At 58.5% G+C, this 21,307-nt stretch carries 24 protein-coding genes; 18 read left to right on the top strand and 6 right to left on the bottom strand.

Annotation, left to right across the window (positions count from 1 at the left end; genetic code table 11):
- Positions 1 to 14 precede the first annotated feature (14 nt).
- Positions 15 to 410, bottom strand: a complete 396-nt coding sequence (locus ACWF8S_RS11690; RefSeq protein WP_447553492.1) for a thiol-disulfide oxidoreductase DCC family protein — start codon at positions 408 to 410, stop codon at positions 15 to 17.
- A gap of 191 nt (positions 411 to 601) precedes the next feature.
- Here ACWF8S_RS11690 and hemH point away from each other — a divergent pair, with 191 nt between their 5' ends.
- The 11 genes from hemH (at position 602) to rloA3 (ending at position 11,705) form a co-directional block, all read left to right on the top strand.
- Positions 602 to 1,681: a ferrochelatase gene (gene hemH / locus ACWF8S_RS11685; RefSeq protein ID WP_447553491.1), complete on the top strand. Its 1,080-nt coding sequence runs from the start codon at positions 602 to 604 to the stop codon at positions 1,679 to 1,681.
- 210 nt (positions 1,682 to 1,891) lie between these two features.
- A complete protein-coding gene (locus ACWF8S_RS11680) occupies positions 1,892 to 4,243 on the top strand; it encodes a putative monovalent cation/H+ antiporter subunit A (protein WP_447553490.1) in 2,352 nt (783 codons plus the stop codon).
- The gene (locus ACWF8S_RS11675; protein WP_447553489.1) at positions 4,236 to 4,667 is read left to right on the top strand and encodes a Na+/H+ antiporter subunit B; all 432 of its coding nucleotides are present in this window, start codon (positions 4,236 to 4,238) and stop codon (positions 4,665 to 4,667) included. Before ACWF8S_RS11680 ends, ACWF8S_RS11675 begins: the two co-directional genes overlap by 8 nt.
- Before the next feature lie 18 nt (positions 4,668 to 4,685).
- Positions 4,686 to 5,033: a Na+/H+ antiporter subunit C gene (locus ACWF8S_RS11670; protein WP_447553488.1), complete on the top strand. Its 348-nt coding sequence runs from the start codon at positions 4,686 to 4,688 to the stop codon at positions 5,031 to 5,033.
- Positions 5,030 to 6,631: a Na+/H+ antiporter subunit D gene (locus ACWF8S_RS11665; protein WP_447553487.1), complete on the top strand. Its 1,602-nt coding sequence runs from the start codon at positions 5,030 to 5,032 to the stop codon at positions 6,629 to 6,631. Before ACWF8S_RS11670 ends, ACWF8S_RS11665 begins: the two co-directional genes overlap by 4 nt.
- Complete coding sequence (locus ACWF8S_RS11660) at positions 6,628 to 7,101, top strand: Na+/H+ antiporter subunit E (RefSeq protein WP_447553486.1); 474 nt, start codon at positions 6,628 to 6,630, stop codon at positions 7,099 to 7,101. The genes ACWF8S_RS11665 and ACWF8S_RS11660 overlap by 4 nt, the downstream gene beginning before the upstream one ends.
- A complete protein-coding gene (locus ACWF8S_RS11655; RefSeq protein WP_447553485.1) occupies positions 7,101 to 7,370 on the top strand; it encodes a monovalent cation/H+ antiporter complex subunit F in 270 nt (89 codons plus the stop codon). The genes ACWF8S_RS11660 and ACWF8S_RS11655 overlap by 1 nt, the downstream gene beginning before the upstream one ends.
- Positions 7,363 to 7,767 carry a monovalent cation/H(+) antiporter subunit G gene (gene mnhG, locus ACWF8S_RS11650; protein WP_447553484.1) on the top strand — a complete coding sequence of 135 codons (405 nt, stop codon included), beginning with the start codon at positions 7,363 to 7,365 and terminating at the stop codon, positions 7,765 to 7,767. Before ACWF8S_RS11655 ends, mnhG begins: the two co-directional genes overlap by 8 nt.
- A 376-nt stretch (positions 7,768 to 8,143) precedes the next feature.
- On the top strand, positions 8,144 to 9,676 hold the full coding sequence (locus ACWF8S_RS11645) for a DASH family cryptochrome (protein WP_447553483.1): 1,533 nt from the start codon (positions 8,144 to 8,146) through the stop codon (positions 9,674 to 9,676).
- Between the two features lie 93 nt (positions 9,677 to 9,769).
- Positions 9,770 to 11,050, top strand: a complete 1,281-nt coding sequence (locus ACWF8S_RS11640) for a lytic murein transglycosylase (RefSeq protein ID WP_447553482.1) — start codon at positions 9,770 to 9,772, stop codon at positions 11,048 to 11,050.
- Positions 11,051 to 11,147: 97 nt separating this feature from the next.
- Positions 11,148 to 11,705 carry a retropepsin-like aspartic peptidase RloA3 gene (gene rloA3, locus ACWF8S_RS11635; protein ID WP_447553481.1) on the top strand — a complete coding sequence of 186 codons (558 nt, stop codon included), beginning with the start codon at positions 11,148 to 11,150 and terminating at the stop codon, positions 11,703 to 11,705.
- Positions 11,706 to 11,761: 56 nt separating this feature from the next.
- Here rloA3 and ACWF8S_RS11630 read toward each other — a convergent pair whose 3' ends face one another.
- Positions 11,762 to 12,475: a 16S rRNA (uracil(1498)-N(3))-methyltransferase gene (locus tag ACWF8S_RS11630; protein ID WP_447553480.1), complete on the bottom strand. Its 714-nt coding sequence runs from the start codon at positions 12,473 to 12,475 to the stop codon at positions 11,762 to 11,764.
- A gap of 134 nt (positions 12,476 to 12,609) precedes the next feature.
- Between ACWF8S_RS11630 and phaR the strand changes: the two genes are divergently transcribed.
- The 7 genes from phaR (at position 12,610) to ACWF8S_RS11595 (ending at position 17,115) form a co-directional block, all read left to right on the top strand.
- Complete coding sequence (gene phaR, locus ACWF8S_RS11625) at positions 12,610 to 13,071, top strand: polyhydroxyalkanoate synthesis repressor PhaR (protein WP_447553479.1); 462 nt, start codon at positions 12,610 to 12,612, stop codon at positions 13,069 to 13,071.
- A gap of 65 nt (positions 13,072 to 13,136) precedes the next feature.
- Complete coding sequence (purD, locus tag ACWF8S_RS11620) at positions 13,137 to 14,429, top strand: phosphoribosylamine--glycine ligase (RefSeq protein WP_447553478.1); 1,293 nt, start codon at positions 13,137 to 13,139, stop codon at positions 14,427 to 14,429.
- 23 nt (positions 14,430 to 14,452) lie between these two features.
- Entirely contained in the window at positions 14,453 to 14,890 is a 438-nt protein-coding gene (locus ACWF8S_RS11615; protein ID WP_447553477.1) for an acyl-CoA thioesterase, read from the top strand.
- Positions 14,890 to 15,762: a phosphoribulokinase gene (locus tag ACWF8S_RS11610; RefSeq protein WP_447553476.1), complete on the top strand. Its 873-nt coding sequence runs from the start codon at positions 14,890 to 14,892 to the stop codon at positions 15,760 to 15,762. The genes ACWF8S_RS11615 and ACWF8S_RS11610 overlap by 1 nt, the downstream gene beginning before the upstream one ends.
- A gap of 32 nt (positions 15,763 to 15,794) precedes the next feature.
- On the top strand, positions 15,795 to 16,136 hold the full coding sequence (locus ACWF8S_RS11605; RefSeq protein WP_447553475.1) for a histidine triad nucleotide-binding protein: 342 nt from the start codon (positions 15,795 to 15,797) through the stop codon (positions 16,134 to 16,136).
- 32 nt (positions 16,137 to 16,168) lie between these two features.
- Positions 16,169 to 16,813 (top strand): 2-polyprenyl-3-methyl-6-methoxy-1,4-benzoquinone monooxygenase, encoded by a 645-nt coding sequence (coq7, locus tag ACWF8S_RS11600; protein WP_447553474.1) that lies wholly within the window; start codon positions 16,169 to 16,171, stop codon positions 16,811 to 16,813.
- Between the two features lie 143 nt (positions 16,814 to 16,956).
- Positions 16,957 to 17,115 carry a DUF1328 domain-containing protein gene (locus ACWF8S_RS11595; protein ID WP_227388132.1) on the top strand — a complete coding sequence of 53 codons (159 nt, stop codon included), beginning with the start codon at positions 16,957 to 16,959 and terminating at the stop codon, positions 17,113 to 17,115.
- Positions 17,116 to 17,177: 62 nt separating this feature from the next.
- Here the strand turns inward: ACWF8S_RS11595 and ettA are convergent, their stop codons facing one another.
- From ettA to ACWF8S_RS11575, 4 genes are all read right to left on the bottom strand, one after another.
- A complete protein-coding gene (gene ettA / locus ACWF8S_RS11590) occupies positions 17,178 to 18,839 on the bottom strand; it encodes an energy-dependent translational throttle protein EttA (protein WP_447553473.1) in 1,662 nt (553 codons plus the stop codon).
- 184 nt (positions 18,840 to 19,023) lie between these two features.
- Complete coding sequence (locus ACWF8S_RS11585; protein WP_447553472.1) at positions 19,024 to 19,233, bottom strand: PA3496 family putative envelope integrity protein; 210 nt, start codon at positions 19,231 to 19,233, stop codon at positions 19,024 to 19,026.
- A gap of 148 nt (positions 19,234 to 19,381) precedes the next feature.
- Entirely contained in the window at positions 19,382 to 19,816 is a 435-nt protein-coding gene (locus ACWF8S_RS11580; RefSeq protein ID WP_447553471.1) for a PAS domain-containing protein, read from the bottom strand.
- Between the two features lie 171 nt (positions 19,817 to 19,987).
- Complete coding sequence (locus tag ACWF8S_RS11575; RefSeq protein WP_447553470.1) at positions 19,988 to 21,301, bottom strand: MFS transporter; 1,314 nt, start codon at positions 21,299 to 21,301, stop codon at positions 19,988 to 19,990.
- Between the last annotated feature and the right edge of the window lie 6 nt (positions 21,302 to 21,307).

Genomic DNA, 21,307 nt, shown 5'->3' with positions numbered 1-21,307 from the left:
ACAGGAACACCGCTTCAAGCCTTTTCATACCACCGCCCCAACCGCACACGGTATCGGGCAAACAGACGATAGCCTGCATTCATCATCCCGCGCAGGCCCGGTAAGCACGAAAGCCAGACCCATCGCCGGTAGCCCAATACAGCATACAGGGCCCGGCTTGCCTCCATGCCGATATACCATCTTCCCCGCTGATCCAGCACGTGCAATTTTCCCATGAGATCGTCAAAGGTCGGCCCGTGAACGTCTGGTTCAAACCCTTTGGCACGAATATCGATGAAGTTTACCCGTGAGCGGTGAGGGTGGCCCAAGAGCCACTCGATCTCTTTCAGGCAAAAAGGGCAATGGCCGTCGTAAAAAAGCGTTACTGGCGCCGTGGCGCGCAGGCTTTCATGGCGGTTTTGCGAGGGCATGTCATCGACTCCTGGCGCTGGCGGAACAAGCTTGACCGGTCGCCGGGTAACCCGGTACGAGCTTGGACATAAGCTCACTTCAAGTTATACAAATAATGTTGATAGTATAACTTCATGCCGCGGATTTGTGGAAAAGTGGTAAGCTTTCGCGACTAAAATTTTGCGACCAGATATCAACAGGAGCGATTGTCATGAGTGAGACCATCCATGAAGACCAGCCCGGCGAAGGACGTCTTGCCCACGCACCGGCGTCTCATCCGCCGGTGGCGCACAAAAAGGTCGGGGTGGTGCTTGCCAACCTGGGAACGCCGGATAATACCGACTACTGGTCCATGCGGCGTTACTTGAATGAGTTTCTTTCGGACAAGCGAGTCGTGGACTACGCCGACTGGAAATGGCAGCCGCTGCTTCAATTGATCATCTTGACCAAACGGCCTTTTTCATCGGGCAAGGCGTACAAGAGCATCTGGAACACGCAAAACGATGAGAGCCCGCTTTTAACCATTACACGCGCGCAAACCGAAAAGATTACCCAGCGCCTGAAGGCGCTTTACGGCGATAGCGTGGAGGTGGATTTCTGTATGCGCTACGGCAATCCGTCCACGGCCAGTGTGCTGGACAAGATGCAGGCGAAAGGCTGTGAGCGCATCGTTTTCTTCCCGCTTTACCCGCAGTACGGCTCGCCCACCACGGCAACGGCCAACGACCAGGCATTTCGCAGTCTGATGCGCATGAAGTGGCAGCCCGCGCTTCGCACCGTACCCGCTTACTTCGATCATCCCGCCTATTTAAGGGCGCTGGCCAACTCGGTAGAAGAGGCCTACAGCGGTTTCACCACCCGGCCCAGCAAGCTGGTGGCCAGCTACCACGGCGTGCCGGAGCGCTATCTGCTGGAAGGCGACCCCTACCACTGTCATTGCCAGAAGACCACGCGGCTTTTGCGTGAAACCCTGGGGTTCGATGAAGACGCGATCGATACCGCCTTTCAGTCACAGTTCGGCCCGGAAAAGTGGGTGGGTCCGGCAACGGTGGAACACGTCGCCGAGCTGGCCAGGCAAGGCCACAAGCATATCGCGGTCATTTCCCCCGCGTTCTCGGCAGACTGTGTTGAAACCCTGGAAGAGATTCAGGAGGAGATACGCGAAAGCTTCATCCACGCCGGCGGCGAAACGTTCAGCTACATTCCCTGCTTGAACGATCGGGACGATCATGTCGAGGCGCTGGTCGATATGATCAACAACGAGCTCGGGGGCTGGCTTTCAACGCCTTAGGGGTGCAATTATCCAAGTCTTTTCAAGCACTAACTCAGCGGTCCAGTTTTCTGCCAGACGATGAGGCGGCCGAGATTTCTGGAAACTTTGGATAGGCTGTTATAAGGTTTACGACTTTAGGATCACAGTTATTCAACGCTCCGGTAACGGATACGCCGCGAGTAGCGCGCCCGTTCACGCGACGGGGGTAAACCAAGGAGAACGTGTCAGATGCAGCTCGCCGTCCTGCTAGGCTTTTTACTGGCCGCGTCATCGCCCCTGCTCAACCGCTGGTTTGGCCAGCAGGCAAGTTTCGTACTGGCTCTGTTTCCCGCCACCATCGCCGCATGGCTTTTGAGTCAGGCGGGCAGCATCATCACCGACGGCCCCTTGCTTCTAGAGTGGCAGTGGGTGCCCTCATTGGGTATCAGCCTGACGTTCATGATCGACGGTCTGTCACTGCTCTTTGGTCTTCTGATCACCATCATCGGCAGTTGCGTGCTGATTTACGCCGGAGGCTATCTGAAGGGTAGCCCGGACATGGCACGCTTTCACGTGGCAATTCTGGGCTTCATGATGTCCATGCTGGGGCTTGTCATGGCCGACGGGCTCTTGACGCTCTTTGTCTTCTGGGAATTGACCAGTATCACCTCCTACCTGCTGATCGGTTTCAAGCATACCGATCTACAGGCGCGCAACTCCGCACGCCAGGGCCTGTTCGTCACGGTTGCCGGCGGGCTTGCCCTGATGGGCGGGCTGGTGCTTCTGGGCATTGCAGGCGATGCCTGGTCGTTTTCCGAAATACTGGCCAGCGGGGAAGACCTTCGCCAGCATCCGCTTTATACGCCGATGCTGATCTGCCTGCTGCTGGGCGCCTTCACCAAATCCGCCCAGTTTCCGTTTCATTTCTGGCTGCCCAATGCCATGGCGGCGCCTTCGCCGGTGTCGGCCTACCTGCACTCTGCCACCATGGTAAAGGCGGGTATCTACCTGATGGCGCGCCTTCAACCGGAGCTTGGCGGCACCGAACTCTGGGTATGGACGCTTTCGCTGGTGGGAGCGACCACCATGTTTACCGGCGCCTTTCTGGCCATCCATCACACCAACATCAAAAAGCTTCTGGCGTACTCCACCATCATGGCGCTGGGCACGTTGACCATGCTGCTGGGCATCGGTAGCGATTACGCCATGACGGCCTTCGTGACCTTCCTGCTCGCCCATTCCCTGTACAAGGGAGCGCTTTTCATGGTGGCGGGCATTCTGGATCATGAAACCGGCACCAAGGATGTCACTGAAATGGGCGGCCTGCGCAGGGTGATGCCGATAACCGCCACCATCGCCTTTGTAACGGCGCTTTCGCTGTCCGGTGTGCCGCCATTGTTCGGCTTTATCGGCAAGGAGCTCATGCTTGAAGCCGTGCTTGGCGCGGAAGGGTTTCAGGCAGTGCTTCTGGGCCTGGCGTTCGTTTCGGCGATATTGACCATTGCGGTGGCCGCTATCGTGGCGCTGCGCCCGTTTTTCGGCAAGTACCGGCCTACGCCCATCGAACCTCACGAGGCGCCGCTGAGCATGCTGCTCGGCCCGGGGCTGCTCGCTTTTGGTTCGCTGTTCTTTGGCCTGGCGCCGGCATTTCTAGGTATCGACGCGCTACTGACAGCGGCGGCCAGCGCCGTTGTGGGGAGAACGCTGGATGTATCTCTTTCGCTCTGGTATGGCGTGAATGCGGCGCTGATCCTGTCGACCGTGAGTCTGGCGCTGGGCTTTGTGCTCTTCAAGCGCTGGGATAACGTGCGTGGTCGCTTGAGCGTGCTGGCCCCGATCCAGCGCCGCGGGCCCGAGGCAGGCTATGAAGGTGTGATGAATGCCACCGTGCGCTTCTCCGAGTGGCAGACCCGGGTGCTGCAGAATGGCTACATGCGCAACTACATTCTTGTCATGCTGGTGGTGCTGATCGTGCTGGTCGGCTATTCGCTGCTGGTGCGCCATACGCCGCTTCTCAATTTCGAGCTGGACGTGCGTTTTCACGAAATCATCGTGGTCAGTACCATGGCGATGGGCGCGCTATTCGCCACCATTTCCCGCTCACGGCTGGGGGCGGTGGTGTCGGTGGGTATCATGGGGTTCTCCATCGCGTTGATCTTCATTCTCTTCAGTGCGCCGGATCTGGGGATCACTCAGTTGCTGGTGGAAACGCTGACCGTCATTCTGCTGGTATTGGTGCTTTTCAGGCTGCCGCGCTTTTCCAACCTGTCCACCAATCTCGAGCGGATTCGCGACGGCTCGGTCGCGGTTGCCATGGGGGTCTTGATTTTCCTGCTGGTCCTCACGGCGTGGAGCATCGATCAGTTCGAGCCGATCTCGGCCTACATGGTGGAAAACAGCGCACCGCTGGCTCACGGGCGCAATATCGTCAACGTCATCCTGGTGGACTACCGGGCGCTGGATACTCTGGGCGAAATGTTCGTTCTCGCTCTTGCCGCCATCGGGGTAATCGCCATGCTGAAGCTTCGCCATACCACGCCGGGCGAGGGAAAAGCCGGCGACAGTGACAAGGCCGCGCCCAAGGAGCCCTACGATGGTTAAGTCAGGCACGATCATTCTGAACACGGCCGCGCGCTTTCTAATGCCGCTGCAGCTGATGTTCTCGGTATTTTTGCTGCTGCGCGGCCACGACGAGCCCGGCGGCGGGTTCATCGCCGGCCTGGTGGCCGCCGGTGGCTTTACACTCTATCTCTTTGCCTTTGGCGTCAGCGCTACCAAGGAGGTACTGCGGATGCTCGACCCGCGGGATCTGATCGGGGCAGGGCTGCTTCTGGGCATGATTTCGATCGTGCCCGCCTGGTTCATGGACCAGCCTTTTCTGACCGCTCAGTGGTGGACCATTCCGGTGATCGACTTCAAGGCTTCCACGCCGCTCATCTTCGATGTGGGCGTGTATCTGGCGGTGCTGGGCTCGGTCATCGGCATGGTGATGGCGCTGATGGAGGTGGATAAAGATGAACCTTAAAAAGCAGGGAGGCGCTGTATGGAGCCACTAATGGCCCTGGCGATCGGGCTTTTATACGCCACCGCCGTTTTCATGATGCTAAGGCGTTCGATCGTGAAGCTGGTGATCGGGCTTTTGCTCCTGTCCAATGCCGCGAACCTTTTGATCTTCACCACTGCGGGCATGACCCGGGGAGCGCCGCCACTCATTCCCGAGGGAATGTACCAGCCGCTAGGCGAGGTGGCCGACCCGCTTCCCCAGGCGGTAGTGCTGACGGCCATCGTGATCGCCTTCGGCGTGCTGGCTTTTGCCGTGGTGTTGATTCGCCGTGCCTACGAAATCGTCAAGGCAGACGACCTGGATAAGATGAAGGATACCGACACGTGAGGCCTGAAGTTGCATTGCCCGTTTTATTGCCGCTTCTTTCCGGCGCGCTTTCGCTGGTGTTCTGGCGCTCACGTCCCATGCAGCGCTTTCTTGCCGTGGCGGGTAACGTGGCCCTGCTGGGCGTCAGTCTGTGGCTTTTCGTTGCCGTGCTGGGCGATGGCTACATCACCATGCAGATGGGCAGCTGGCCCGCGCCTTTCGGTATCACCCTGATCGCCGATATGCTGAGCGCGGTGATGATCCTGCTGACCGGTATCATCGGGCTTGCCATGGGCATCTATTCGCTGGCCTCCACCGGCCGGGGCCACGAGAAGTTTGGCTATTATCCCTTGATGCACCTGTTGCTGGCCGGCGTGGCCGGGGCGTTTCTGACCGGGGATATCTTCAATCTCTATGTATGGTTCGAGGTCATGCTGGTGGCTTCGTTCGCGCTCTTGATTCTGGGCGGTGAGCGGGCGCAGATGGAGGGGGCGATCAAGTACGTGACCCTCAACCTTCTGGCATCGGTCATCTTTCTTACCGCCATCGGGCTCTTGTACGGCAGTGTGGGTACGCTCAACATGGCCGATATCGCTGTGCGCATCGAGCAGATGGAGCACGCGGGCATGGTCGAGGTGCTGGCGGTGATGTTCATGGTGGCCTTTGGCATCAAGGCCGCGGCCTTCCCGCTGTTTTTCTGGCTGCCTGCGTCCTACCACACGCCGCCGGTTGCGGTGTCTGCGCTTTTTGCCGGGCTGTTGACCAAGGTGGGCGTGTATTCGCTGTTTCGAGTGTTTACTCTCATGTTCGACCAGACCATGGGGTATCTGCAGGACATCATGCTCTGGGGAGCAGTCTTCACCATGGTGACCGGCGTGCTCGGCGCCGCCGCCCAGTACGAATTTCGGCGTATCCTGTCGTTTCATATCGTCAGCCAGATTGGCTACATGATTCTGGGGCTGGCGATTTATACGCCCTTGGCGATTGCCGGTGGGGCGTTCGCCATCATGCACAACATTGTCGTGAAGACGAATCTGTTTCTGATCAGCGGTATCACCCATCGGCTGCAGGGGACCTACCAGCTCAAGAAGATGGGCGGGCTTTACCGGCAGCGCCCCTGGCTTGCCGTGGCCTTTTTCATCTCCGCCTTTTCCCTGGCCGGCATACCGCCGCTTTCAGGTTTTTTCGCCAAGTTCGTGCTGATTCGCGCAGGCCTTGAGGCCGAAGCCTATGTGGCCACGGGAATCGCGCTGGCGGTGGGCCTGATGACGCTTTACTCCATGGTGAAGATCTGGAATGAGGTATTCTGGAAAGCGCTTCCCGAGGATAACCATGTCCCCGCTGCGCAAACGCCGGTGGGCGATGACGGACGTCTTCTCAAGCCTAGTCTCTGGATGATGTATCTGCCGGTGGTCGTGCTGGCGTTCATGTCGCTGCTGATCGGTATCTTTGCCGAACCGATCATGCAGGTCATGATGATCATCGGAGATCAGCTGTTTGATCCCTCCGGCTATGTGGAGGCGGTACTGGGGGTGGCCGACAGCGCTGAGGCCAGTATCGTCGAGCCTTTCGAGCTGCAGGGCGAACAAGTGGACGTACCTGCGGAGGAGTTGCCATGACCGGGGCTATCTGGAACCTGCTGCTGGGGCTTGCCTGGGTGCTTTTGAGCGGTGATTTTACCGGCTTGAACCTGTTGGTGGGCATGATCTTTGGCTATATCGCCCTGGTGCTGATCGAGAATCAGGTCGATGCACTCAAGGGCTACCCCGCACGAATTCCTCGCATCATTCGCTTTATCGGCTTTTTCATCAAGGAGCTTGTTCAGGCAAACCTGCGCGTGGGCTTTGATATTCTGACGCCGCCCTGGCATATGCAGCCCGGGGTCATTGCGCTTCCGCTATCGGCACGTACCGAAATGGAAATTACCATGGTGGCGAATCTTATCTCTCTCACCCCGGGGACGCTGAGTCTCGATGTCTCCGACGATCGCCGGGTTCTGTACATTCACGCCATGTTCCTGGACGACGAAGACGAGTTGCGGCGCAACTTGAAAGAGATGGAACACCGCGCACTGGAGCTGTTTCGTTGATGAGTACCGTGATCCTGATTAGCCAGGTGATTATGGGGCTGGCCCTGCTTCTCACCTTCGTGCGTGTGGTCAGAGGCCCTAGTCTGCCGGACAGAGTGGTGGCGCTGGAGCTTTTCTCGACCACCGTGGTGGGGCTGGTGGGCGTCTACGCCGTGCAGTCCGAGGTAGCAAGTTTTCTCGATGCCGCCATCGTGATCGCCTTGATGGGCTTTCTTGCCGCGATCGGTTTTGCTCGCTTTCTGGAAAGAGGAGGGCCGCGGGATGATTGAAGTCATTAAAGGGACGCTCTTGATCACCGGGTCGCTGTTTATTCTACTGGCCGCCATCGGTCTGCTGCGCCTGCCGGATCTGTTGACCCGTATGCACGCCACGACCAAGGCGGCTGCGCTGGGCGTCATATTGATCATGCTGGCGGCGGCCATGCACTTTGCCGAGGTAGGCGTGGTTGCCCGGTCGTTCGCGATCATCCTGTTCATTCTCATGACGGCCCCCGTCGCGGCTCACGTGATCGGGCGAGCGGGCTACTTTGTCGGTTCCAAGCTCTGGAGCGGCACCGTCAAGGACGAATTGAAACCCAACTACGATCCGCTGACCCACGAGCTTAAAAGTGGGTTGGAGACCCAGGAGAACGCCAAGCGAACCCCCCGTGACAGCGACCCGAACTAAGACAGGTTCGTGTGTAATACGAATGCGCTAATGGCTTGAATGCCCTGATTTTTCATAACCTGCGTTAACAAAAGGCCGCTCCTCCTGGTGCGGCTTTTTTTGTGATCCTGCTTGAAGGGATAAAAAAATAACCTCTCCCGTTATGTACAATAATTGTATTGTATAAGATAATGTGTTCAGGTATTACTCTAAAGTAAACTGAAAGACCATCCGCCATTGCGCTTGAAACTTGGGTTTAAAGCCTACGATGACTGCGTTCTATGCCTGCGCCCACGTCCCTGACAAGGATGGCCGCAAAGCTGATGTGGAGCGCTGAAGCGGTTTTACGCCGCCCATGCACACCCAGCCAGCAAAGCACGCCTAGGAGGCTCCTAGCATGAACACCATCACCGATATTGTCTGGCTACACGACAACCTGCGCGTAGCAGACAATCCGTTGCTTCAGTTCGACTCTCGTCCGCATCAGCTTATCTGCCTGTATGTGCTGGATAAGCGTTGGCTCGAGCCGGTATTGCCCGGTGAATCGAAACCTCGGCTGGGGTCGGCACGCCTGCGTTTTCTATGGCAGAGCCTGATGGAGCTTCGTGGCGAGCTTCTACAGCGCGGCAGTGATTTATCGGTACGCATTGGTGATCCTGCTTCAATAGTTGTACAGCTTGCCGAGCAGTACCAGGCGCGCAGCGTCAGGGTAGCGACCCACTCGGGCTTTGAAGAGACCTGTCATATCGATAATGTGGCGAAATCGTTGCCTGCATGCAGCTCGCTCGAGTGTATGGACAGCGGCTATCTGTTTGATGCGGACGAGCTGCCTTTCAAGCTCTATGACATGCCCGCCAGCTTTTCCGCTTTTCGTCAGCGCGTTGAGAAGCAGTGGGCGTTCAAGGGCGCGGCGAATGCGCCCATTACGCTCCCCGGCTGGCCGGAAGATGCTTCCCGTGGATTTCCACCGCTCAAGACCGTCAGCGAAGAAAGCGCCTTCTGGCAACCGGACGAGCGCCAAGGATTCAATTTTGTGGGCGGAGAAAGCGCCGCTCATGACCGTCTGTATCACTATCTGTGGCAGCTAAACGGCGCTGAATCCTACAAGAAGACCCGTAATGGTTTGCTGGGTGCCAACTTCTCGACGCGTTTTTCGCCCTGGCTTGCCAATGGCTGCCTGTCGGCACGCCAGGTTTATAAAGAGGTCAAGGCCTGGGAAGAGGCGAACGGTGCCAATGAATCCAGCCAATGGATCGTCTTCGAGCTTCTATGGCGGGACTATTTTCATCGTAATGCCCAGGTAGAAGGGGCGGGCCTTTTCGGCAGCGATGCGCTGCCCACCCCCTGCGAGAAGTTCAACCTGTGGCGTGAGGCCAGAACCGGCGTGCCGTTCATCGATGCCGCCATGTACGAGCTTGATCATACCGGTTGGATCTCCAGTCGCTCGCGCCAGAACGTGGCCAGCTTCCTGGTCAAGGACTTGAAGGTCGACTGGCGTCTGGGGGCGTGGTGGTTCGAGCACTGTCTGATCGATTACGACGCTGCCAACAACTGGGGCAACTGGAGCCATATTGCAGGCTTTGGCCGCGATGGACGCAAGGATCGTTATTTCAACGTGTTGAAGCAGGCCAGACATTACGATCCGAAAGGGCTTTACGTGGCACACTGGTTGCCGGAACTTGAGTCCCTGGAGTTCGGCGTGGAACGTCATCAGCCCTGGCGCAGCGCCCCTGAAACCTTCACTGCGCCCTGTGTCCTGCCGGATGAGTGGGAGCGCTGGTTGCTCGATGAAACGCCAGCCGCGTCTTTGCAGTCGGGCGATTCCTCCAATGTCGTACCCATTTCGGACGCCCGTTCAGCGCCATCGGCTAAAAAGCAGCCCGTACAGGCTCCTCAGCAGATCGAGGAAGCCGAGGAAGCCGAGGAGTGAAGACACCGGCTTCTGCGCACGACTTGCGCTGGTATCTCGCCCGTTTCTGAGCCATTATCACTCTCTGCCAGGGATTGCCAGGAGAGCGATACTATGTCATTGAAAATTAATAAATTAGCGTCATTGAAAGTTAATGCATCAGTCAGCTACAAAAGTGTTCGGTTGGGTGCACTGGGCTTGGCGCTGGGTGGTTTGATGGCGGCGCTTCCGGCCCAGGCCAACCTTCAGCTGATGAGCGAAGTCGATGCGCGGGCGGCACAGGAGTTTCGCCATGCCAATTTCAATGAGTGGCTGAGCGAGTTCCGTAGGTACGCCCGTAATCAGGGAATCAGCGAGGCCACCTTGCGCGACGCCTTCGACGGCTTGCGCTATCGGGAGCGCGTCATCGAGCTTGACCGCTATCAGCCCGAGTTCGTTCGCGCCATCTGGGAATACCTGGACTCGGCGGTTTCGGATGCTCGGGTAAGCAATGGCCGGGAAAAGCTTCAAGCCCACCGCCAGATCGCCGATCAGATGCAGAATCGCTTTGGTGTACCCGCCGAGATCATCGTGGCCATCTGGGGGATCGAGAGCAACTACGGCAGCAATTTCGGGGATTTTTCCACCCTGGAGGCCCTGGCCACTCTGGCCTACGATGGCCGCCGCCGAGAGTTCGCCCGTAATGAGCTGTTGGCCGCGCTGCGCATCATCGATCAAGGGGACATTGCGGCCGAGCAGATGAAAGGCTCCTGGGCCGGGGCGATGGGCCATACGCAGTTCATTCCTTCAAGTTTCGAAGCCTACGCCGTCGATGGTGACAACAATGGTCGGCGCGATATCTGGGGCAGCATTCCCGATGTCATGGCCTCCACCGCCAACTATCTTGCTAAAGCCGGCTGGCAGGCGGGTCAGCCCTGGGGCCGGGAGGTCATTCTGCCCGACTCGTTCGACTATTCTCAGACCGAGCGCCGCACGAGTCGCGAATGGGCAAGCCAGGGGGTGCGCGCACTCAACGGCGAACTGCCCGAGTTCGAAAGTGCCGCGATCATCGTGCCCGCTGGCGCGCAGGGTCCTGCTTTTATAGCCGGCCCTAATTTCCGCGCCATCCTGCGCTACAACAATGCCACCAGCTACGCCCTGGCGGTGGGAACGTTGAGCGACGCCATTGCCGGGCGCGAGGGTATTTCGCAATCCTGGCCTCGGGATGAGGCACCTTTGACTCGGGACGATGTCAGAACCCTTCAGCAACGGCTTAACGCTTCCGGGTATTCGGTCGGCACCCCGGACGGCATCATGGGGCCGAATACACAAAGCGGATTACGCGCGTTTCAGCAAGACCAGGGCCTGACGCCGGACGGTTTTGCGACTCAGTCGTTGCTGGAACGGCTCCGTTGAAAAACGCTATTTCCTGGCAAGTCGTATCGCCAGTAACACGATAGCGTTTGATCGGATGGATGTTCACAAAACAGTTTTTACTCAAGGATGACACGGCATGAACAAGGGTTTTCCAAAGATGGTCGGGCTTTTCGCTCTGACCGGCGCGCTGATTGCAAGCACTCACGCCACGGCCGAAGAGCCCAAGGTATACGGTTGGGTTGAAAACGCCCTGATCGATACCTGGGACATTACGGTAAAGGCGAAACTCGATAGTGGCGCGCTGACCTCATCGCTTGACGCTCGCGATATCGAACTGTTTGAAAAAGAAGGGGAAGATTGGGTGCGCTTTCGCCTTCAACTGGATGATCAGCAAAGCGGAGAGACCTTCAGTGACGAGATAGAGCGGCCGCTGTATCGCGAGCAGACCGTGCGGGGCGCCGGCGGCTCGGACGACCGCCCGGTAGTGCTGCTGGATATCTGCATGGGCGATACGATCTATGAAGAGCAGTTCAGCCTTCGTGACCGCGAAGAGATGATCTACCCGATGTTGCTGGGTCGGCGTACCATCAGTCACCTGGGGCTTCTGGACGTGGAGAATACCTTCCTGCAAAGCCCGAACTGCGGTGACGAGGCGCAGTACGTGGCTCATGACCCCCAGGACGATCAGGATTGATACCCCAGGGCGCTTCACTTGCCTGAAGCACCCTGTATACAGGCCTGCCCGTCGAGTTAGAAAAGCTTGGCCAGCAGCGCCGTCACGGCAGTTTCCACTCGCAGGATGCGAGGGCCTAGATGAATGCCTTCGCAGCCTGCCTCCAGCAGTCTTTCCGCCTCCCAGGGAATGAACCCGCCTTCTGGCCCGACCAGCAAGAGTGTAGGCTCGGTCACGTCGCGCGGGCAGGCGTTGGGCATGCCGGGGTGGGCCAAAAGCCCGCGGTGGCTTCTTAACAGCGAGGGAAGCTGACCTTCCAGAAACGGCTTGAAGCCTTTGGCCAGATGGATGTCCGGCAATATCGTATCCCGAGTCTGTTCAAGGCCCAGTATGAAGTGCTGGCGTATCTTCTCCGGGCCAAGCTCCGGTGACTGCCAATAGCTTTTCTCCACGCGTCTGGTATGCAGCAAGGTCAGCTTTTTCACCCCCAGGGCGGTCACGTGCTCGAGCGTGCGCGCCAGCATACGCGGGCGGGGAAGTGCCAATACCAGGTGCACGGGAAGCGGGGGCGGGGGCGCGCTTTCAAGAGGGGCCACCTCGAAGATCGCGCGCTGAGCGTCAAGCTCCACAAGCAGCGCCTTGCCCACATGCCCGCCAAGCACACCCACGGTGAATTCGTCGTTGACCTGTGCGCGGTGGACTTCTCTCAAGTGTTTCAGGCGTCGCGTATCGGTCACGGTGGCGCGCCGGTCGGCGCCAAGCTCGTCGGGGGCAAGCAGTATCAGGTTCATGGGTCTCATCGATTGGTTACGAGATCAAGGCGCCGAGTGCACGATATGCGTCACTTGGCTTGCATGCGTGTGCGTTGCAGGCACAATACCAGCAATGGCGAGAAAAGCCTTTACCGCGTTTAAGGAGATGCGCAGTGCGCGTGATTCGCAAATATGCCAACCGGCGATTGTACGATACCCAGCAAAGCCGGTATGTAACGCTTGAAGATCTGCGGTGTTTGATTATCGAGGAAGAGCCGTTTCGCGTCGAGGACGCCAAAAGCGGTGAGGATCTGACGCGCACGATTCTGCTCTCGATCATCATCGAGCAGGAGCAGGCCGACAACGACGCCGAAGTCTTTTCCAACGACCTGCTGGCCCAGCTCATTCGGGTTTATGATATGTCCTCGCCGTTGCCCTTGGCGCGCTATCTCGAGCAGGGCACCCAGTTGATGCTGCAACAGCAAAAACGGATGCAGAACCAGTGGCAGCAGGCGCTCAAGCATTCGCCGATGGAGCTGATGCGTGAGCTTGCCGAAGAGAATATGCGCTTTTGGCAAAGCACGTTGCAAAAGCCCGCTTCGCCGGATGAAGACGACGACAATAAGCGCCCGTGAGTTCATGCAGCGCTTGGCTGTGGCATAATGCGCCCAAGTAACGCACCCGTTTGAGAAGGAAAGACATGAACGTTTTGATGATAGGTGGCGGTGGGCGAGAGCACGCCCTGGCGTGGAAACTGGCGCAGTCGTCGGGCGTGGAAAAGGTATTCGTTGCCCCGGGCAACGCCGGTACTGCTTCCGAGCCTTCGCTTGAGAACGTGGCCATCGAGGCTACGGATATCGACCGTCTTTTAGCATTTGCCCAGCGCGAAAACGTGGCGTTGACCGTCGTCGGGCCCGAGGCGCCGTTGGTCATGGGCGTGGTGGACCGCTTCATGGATGCGGGTCTGACCATATTTGGTCCCACCCGGGCGGCTGCCCAGCTGGAGGGCTCCAAATCCTTTACCAAGGATTTTCTGGCCCGTCACAGGATTCCAACGGCCGCCTATCAGACCTTTACCCGGGTGGACGAAGCGCTCGGCTATCTGGCCGAGGTCGGCGCGCCGATCGTCATCAAGGCCGATGGCCTGGCCGCGGGCAAGGGCGTGATCGTTGCGATGAGCGAAGCCGAAGCCGAAGCGGCCATTCGCGATATGCTGGAAGCCAACGCCTTTGGCGACGCCGGTGCCCGGGTGGTCATCGAGGAGTTTCTCGAAGGCGAAGAAGCGAGCTTCATCGTCATGGTCGATGGCGAGAACGTGGTGCCCATGGCGACAAGCCAGGACCACAAGCGGGCCTATGATGGTGACACCGGCCCCAATACGGGCGGCATGGGCGCCTACTCGCCGGCGCCGGTCGTGACGCCTGAAGTGGATGCCCGGATCATGGATCAGGTGATTCTGCCTACCGTGCGCGGCATGATCGAGGAAGGTAACGCCTACACTGGATTCCTGTATGCAGGGCTGATGATCGACGCCGCCGGTTGCCCCAGGGTGATCGAGTACAACTGCCGTTTTGGCGACCCGGAAACCCAGCCTATCATGATGCGTCTGACCTCCGATCTGGCTGCCTTGTGTCTGGCCGGGGCAAAGGGCGAGCTTGCCGGCCTCGAGTGCCAGTGGGACAGTCGCGCCGCGGTCGGAATTGTCATGGCCGCCGGCGGCTATCCGGACAGCTACCGCAAAGGCGATGTGATCGAGGGCCTTGCACAGGCTGAAAAAGCGCACTGCAAGGTCTTTCACGCCGGTACCGCGCAAAACGGGCAGGGCGACACCGTGACCGCCGGTGGGCGGGTGCTTTGCGTCACCGCGCTTGGTGATAGCGTTCTACACGCCCAGGAGCAGGCGTATCAGGGGGTCAGCAAGATCCACTGGAACGACGTCGAATATCGTCGCGATATCGCCTACCGGGCGATTGCCCGCGAACAGGCGCTGTAATTAACCACCCCAAGGAGCTGGGCATGGAACGCGTAACCCTGGATTTCCCCGAGACCTCGATCATCCATCGCCACTCCTTGACGGTGCGGATAACGGACATGAACTACGGCCAGCACCTGGGCCACGACGCCTTGGTGTCGCTGCTGGCAGACGCCCGAGCCCAGGCGTTTGCCTCGCTTGCCTATCCCGAATGGGACATGGCGGGCTATCCCAGTGTCGTGGCGGATCTGACCGTCATGTATCAACGTGAAACGCGCTTTGCGGACAGGCTTGTAGTCGAGACGGCCGTGCCGGAGCCTGAGGGAAAGGCGCTCACGGTCTATCACCGCGTCTTGAATGAGCGCGACGAGCGCGTAGCCACGGCCCGGGTAACGTTATTGCTACTTGATCCGGCTGCTGGCAAGACGGTGGCCGTTCCCTGCGAGCTCAAGCGCGCGCTTGCCGACGCCAGAGGTGACTGATGTCCCGTGAATATCCCATTATTGCGGTGACCGGCTCTTCCGGAGCGGGGACGACGACGGTCAGGCGAAGCTTCGAGCGCATGTTTCTGCGCGAAGACGTGCATGCGGCCGTCGTCGATGGCGACGCTTTCCACCGTTATACCCGCGACGATCTGCAGCGCATCTTTCGTGAAGAACCCGAACGCAAGGATGAGCTTTCCCACTTCGCCGTCGAAGCCAACCTGCTGGATCGGCTCGAAGGGCTTTTCATCGAGTACGGCGAGCACGGCTCGGGCACGTTTCGTCACTACATCCACGCCGAAGACAAGCAGAAGATCGAGGCCGGCTACCGGGTGGGTACCTTCACCGAGTGGCAGTCGCTGCCCTGCGGGACGGATCTACTCTTCTACGAGGGGCTGCACGGCGGACTGGTAACGCCGGAGTACGATATCGCCCGCCACGCCGATCTTCTGGTGGGCGTCGCACCCACCATGAATCTCGAGTGGATTCAGAAAATCGATCGCGATACCCGACTCAGGGGCTACTCCCAGGAAGCCGTCATCGATACGATCCTGGGGCGCATGAACGATTACGTGCGTTATATCCAGCCGCAGTTTTCCCGTACGCACATCAATTTTCAGCGCGTACCCACGGTGGATACCTCCAACCCTTTCGAAGTGCAGGATATTCCCACCGATGCGGAATCCTTCGTGGTCATTCGCTTTCGTGACCCTTCCACGGTGGATTTTCCCTGGCTGCTCGCCATGATCAAGGACGCCTTCATGACTCGCCCGCATACGCTGGTGGTGCCGGGCGCCAGAATGTCGCTGGCCATGGAACTGATTCTTGCGCCCTTGGTACGCCATCTGCTGGCGCAGCGGCGTTTTCGCTAGTTCAAGGCTCAATCACTAAAGTGAGGAACGCAATGGAGTGTCTTTTCTGCAAGATCATCAATCGTGAAATTCCCGCCGATATCGTCTATGAAGACGATCACGTACTGGCGTTCAACGATATCGACCCCCAGGCGCCCACGCATCAACTGATTATCCCCAAGCAGCATATCGCGACCCTCAATGACATCGAACCCGAGCATTTGCCGGTAGTCGGGCGACTGCAGCATACCGCCGCGCTTCTTGCCAAGCAGCAAGGGTTTGCCGAAGACGGTTACCGCGTGGTGATGAACTGTAACGCCATGGGCGGTCAAACCGTCTATCATATTCATATGCACTTGCTGGGGGGGCGGCAATTCACCTGGCCTGCCGGCTAAGTCCCAAACGCCATCGCAAAGGGGTAACGATTATGCGGGAGCGCCATTTAAGCCGCTCGGATCGCTTTATTTCGCATATTGACAGCGCACTGCGCACGCTGGTCCCCAATACCCAAGGGGCACAGCGCAAGAACCCGGCCTCGGGGGCACTGGAGGCCGAACTCAGCGAGCTGGAGCGCCGCCACGCCGCCAGCACCATGCGGCTGTTGCACGTCGCGACCGCTGGCGTGCAGGGGCTTTGTCAGGGTCAGGTGGGCCTGGTCATGCTGCCCCGGGCGCGCCAGCAGATCGATCACTCCCAGCGCGAGGCGACGGATCATCTGGCATGGTGCCAGCAACGTCTCGAACAACTGGAAAGCCGCACCAGCTACTTCACGCCGGTTTATTACAGTGCGGGTGTAGGGCTTGGCATGCTGGCCGGCCTGGTCAGTGACCGCTTCGGACTCGGCATGGTCGCCGCCACCAAGGAGCTCATAGGCCGCAGGGTCAACGATCACATGGGTCATCTGCCCGCCGAGGATCAACGCTCGCGAACGCTGATGCGCCAAGTGATGGCGGATAACACCCATCATGCCCAGCTGGCACTGGAAGCTGGTGGCATGCGCTTTCCTGCTCCCGTCAAGTGGGGGATAGGACTGATCGGCGACAGGTCCCTGAAAAAGGCCCGCTACACGTAAGCGACTTGACGAACCCTCTCCAGTGACCAATTCTAAATAGAATGAATGTCCGCTGACTAGACGTCAGATGCCCACTGGCAAGGGCCGTGGCTTCAGGGATGCAAGCCGACCAAGAAGTAAACCCATGGAAAAGGAGAGATGACATGCTTGGTAATGCAATGCTGTTTCTGATTATCGCGATCATCGCAGGAGTGCTGGGGTTTTCGGGTATTGCCGGGGTGGCCTCCACCATCGCACAGGTGCTGTTCGTGCTGTTTCTGATTCTCTTCATCGTTTCGCTGTTTACCGGCAGACGCCGTTAGAGAGGTATCGAGCTATCAGATGCCGTGCATGAAAAAGCCCCTCGAGAGGGGCTTTTCTTTGATCAGGCGTCGATACGCTTGTACTTCATTCGCTTGGGTGTGTCGTTGCCCACCCGCTTTTTATGATCTTCTTCGTAATCGGTGTAGTTACCATCGAAGAAGACCACCTCGGAGTCCCCCTCAAACGCCAGAATATGCGTGGCGATACGGTCAAGGAACCAGCGATCGTGAGAAATCACCATGGCGCAGCCGGGAAACGCCAACAGGGCTTCTTCCAGTGCCCGCAGGGTTTCGATATCCAGATCGTTCGAGGGCTCATCCAGCAACAGTACGTTGGCACCCTGTTTGAGCGTCTGAGCAAGCTGCAGGCGCCCGCGTTCACCACCAGAGAGCTCGTCCAGGCGCTTTTGCTGGTCGTTGCCCTTGAAGTTGAAACGGCCTACATAGGCGCGTGAGGAAACTTCGTAACCATTGATATTGAGGATATCCTGCTCGCCGGAGACCGCCTGCCACACGGTCTGCTTGTCATCCAGCGCGTCACGCAGCTGCTCGACATAGGCAATATCCACGGTGTCGCCGATGACCACGTTGCCTTCATCGGGCTGCTCTTTACCCGTGACCAGCTTGAAGAGCGTTGATTTACCCGCCCCGTTACCACCCACAATACCGACGATCGCCCCGGGTGGGATGGTGAAGGAGAGGTTCTGATAAAGCAGCTTGTCGTCAAAGCGCTTGGTCACATCATGAAACTCGATGACCTTGTCGCCCAGGCGCGGGCCGGGCGGAATGTAGATCTCGTTGGTTTCATTGCGCTTCTGGAAATCGCCGGACTGCATCTCTTCAAAGCGATTGAGGCGCGCCTTGCTCTTGGCCTGACGGCCCTTGGCATTGCTGCGTACCCATTCAAGCTCCTGCTTGATGGCTTTCTGGCGAGACGCTTCCTGCTTGGCTTCCTGGTTCAGGCGCTGCTCTTTTTGCTCCAGCCACTGGGAGTAGTTGCCTTCGAAAGGAATGCCCTGGCCGCGGTCAAGTTCCAGAATCCAGCCGGCGACGTTATCCAGGAAGTAGCGGTCGTGGGTAATCGCCACGACGGTGCCGTTGTAGTCGTGCAAGAAGCGCTCGAGCCAGGCAACCGATTCGGCGTCCAGGTGGTTGGTCGGCTCGTCAAGAAGCAGCATGTCCGGGCTTGAAAGCAGTAGTCGGCAAAGGGCTACCCGGCGGCGCTCGCCACCCGACAGGTTGCCTACCTTGGCCTCCCAGGGGGGCAGTCTGAGCGCCTCGGCGGCAACTTCCAGCTTGCGTTCGATATTGTGCGCATCCGCGGCTTCGATGATGTTTTCCAGACGCGCCTGCTCGCTTGCCAGGGCGTCGAAGTCGGCATCCGGCTCAGCGTAGGCGGCGTAGACCGCATCGAGTTTTTCCTGGGCCGCTTTCAGCTCGCCCAGTGCTTCCTCGACGGTATCGCGAACGTTTTTCTCATCATCGAGCTGCGGTTCCTGAGGAAGATAACCCACGTTAATGCCAGGCATCGGGCGAGCTTCACCTTCAAACTCTTTATCGACACCGGCCATGATGCGCAGCAGCGTGGACTTGCCCGCGCCGTTCAAACCCAGGACACCGATCTTGGCGCCCGGGAAAAACGATAGCGAAATATCCTTGAGAATTTGCTTTTTGGGCGGCACGACTTTGCCAACCCGATTCATGGTGAATACGTATTGCGCCATGGAAATCCGTTAGGTTGTGGAAAAAAGAGCCTACAAGGCCTGCTTGGGCTTAAATGATAGTGCCCGGGGCAAGTAAAGGCCAGAAAGAGGGCGACAAACCACGCGGCCGCTTTAATCACTAAAGCGGCAAAGCTTGTAAATCAAAAGGGGCGTCGATGCGTTGATTCTGGACGGGCCGGGCGCGTTACTCTTCTTCCCAGTCGTCTTCGATGGCACGTTGGAGTCTGCGCTCCTCGAGCCACGCTTCTACCTGGCGGCGAGCGCGCAGGGTATCGACTTTGCTTGGCTTGTGCTTGCCATACTGCTCATCGTTGACCGCATCCAGGCCATCGAACTCATCGGCTTCGTGGTTTGATGAGGTAAACGCATCACGATTCAAGGGGTCACGGCTCATGGTATGCCCTCCAACCCAGGCCGGCGCACCGGCATTTCAACGGCCTAGCATCAGGGACTGGCTAGGCGCCCAAGCGCAACGATGCGCTCAGGCGCTATATAACGCCGACTGGGTCGAAGTTCAAGCTTTAAATGCAGACAAGATCGAATCAGGCGCTCTCATGCCTTTTCTGTAGCTCGGATAGAGCCAACTGGGTTTCCACACGCTCGGTCACGTCCTTTTGTACGCCCACGCAGTACATCAGTTCGTCACCTTCATCGAACACCGGTGTAATGGAAAGCTCGTTCCAGAACATGGTGCCATCCTTGCGGTAGTTGCGCAGTATTTCGCGAGACGGTCGGCCGCTCTTGAGCGCCTCGCGAATCGCGGTCAGTGCCTCCTGGTTGCGGTCGTCGTTCTGTAGAAATCGGCAATCGCGATAAAGGATCTCTTCAGCGGTATAGCCGGTCAAGCGCTCAAACCCTTTATTGACATAGATAAGGATGTTTTCATCGCCTTCCTGTTCGGAAACGACGATGCCATCATCGGAGGCGTCGACAATACGCTCGAGTAATTCGGGGTTGATCAGAGGAGATCGTTTCATAAAGGATTCCTGTTGCTTATCGCTCATCCGCTGCCATGCGCTGTACATCAGCGCGGGGGGCAACGGGATTTAACCACTCCAAACAGCACTACCATAGGCAGCATAGCAATCACTGGCAACCTGTCCCGCTCGAACAGGGCGTCAAGCGGGAGGGAGCCAGTGCAATAAGGTCTACTCGACTTCAGGCAGATAGTAAGCGCTGAGTATGGCGCAAGACGCGGTGAAGGCCAGTACGAGCAACAGCGTAGCGCTTCCCAGCCATTGTGCAAGTGCGCCGATCACGCCCCCCACGACAAGCATCAAGACGCCGGTGAGGGTATTGGAAAGAGCCACATACAGCGCCCGGTTATCCTGAGTGGCAATATCGATCAGATAGGTCTTGCGCCCCAGGCGCACGCCGTGATGAACAATGACCAGAAGGGCATATACCAGGGCGTAAGGCGCCACGCTTTGTGTCCACTCGCCCGGCATCCATACAAGGCTTGCGCCCAGCAGGCAACAAAGCGTCGTGCCGATGGCGGTATGACACATCACACGGCGGCTGGAGCGGTCGGCAAGCTTGCCCCATATCGGGCTTGCCAGCATGGCGGCAAGCCCGGAGACCACGACTAAAAGGCCCAGATTGCCAAGGTCGGTGCCGCTTTGCTGCTGGCCCAGAAGGGCAAGGTAAGGAAGTGCCAGTGCGCTCGAGAGTAGAAGCGCTCTTGAAACGTTGAAGTGTAAAAATGCGCGATCATGTTTCAACAGCGAAAAACCATATTTGATGCTGCTCCAGGCGTTTTGACCGCCTTCCACCGCACCGGGAACCTCTTTTATACGCGCCACGCAAAAAGCGTTGACTAGCCAGCCAAGTGCGGCAATGGCCAGCAGGAGTGCCAGCGCCCAGTGCCCTGGCCTGTCACCGAAGAGCATCAACACACCACCGGCTGCAAGCGTGGCCGCCCCGGCCACGCTACCGCTATAACCCATCAGCGTTCCCCGGCGCCGCTTGGCGATGGTTTTGCCCATGACATCCTTGGTGGCGATGGACGACACTCCTCGGGCCAACGACAGCAGGGTCAGAGCACCCAGTACCAGCGCTCCGCCTAGCGAGCCACTACCCCACAATGCCAGCAGAGCGAGGGCCAACGCGCAAACCCCTTGCAGCACCGCTCCTGCGACCCATACCCACTTGCGCCGGGGTTTGGGCCGAATGAATCCGGCGACGAAAATCTGGGGGAGGAGGGCGCCCGCTTCGCGAATGGGGACCAGAAGACCTACCATCCACACCGGCGCGCCGATAATGCCCATCAGCCAAGGCAGCACCAGCCGGGCACTGGAAAGTTCATCGGCCAGCTTGTTGCCCAGTGAAGCAAAAAGATGAAGAAAGAAGTTGCGGGGCTGCTCCTGGCAAGCCTCATCGAGGATGTCCTTGCACATCCGGCTGTCGTCGTCACCGGTCAGCCATTCAAACAGGCGGGTCTGGGAAATGGGTGGCTCGGCCATCTCGGT

The organism is Vreelandella xerophytica (assembly GCF_968048975.1).
The sequence above is the reverse complement of the archived record's forward strand: the minus strand, read 5'-3'. Positions and strand labels throughout refer to the sequence as shown.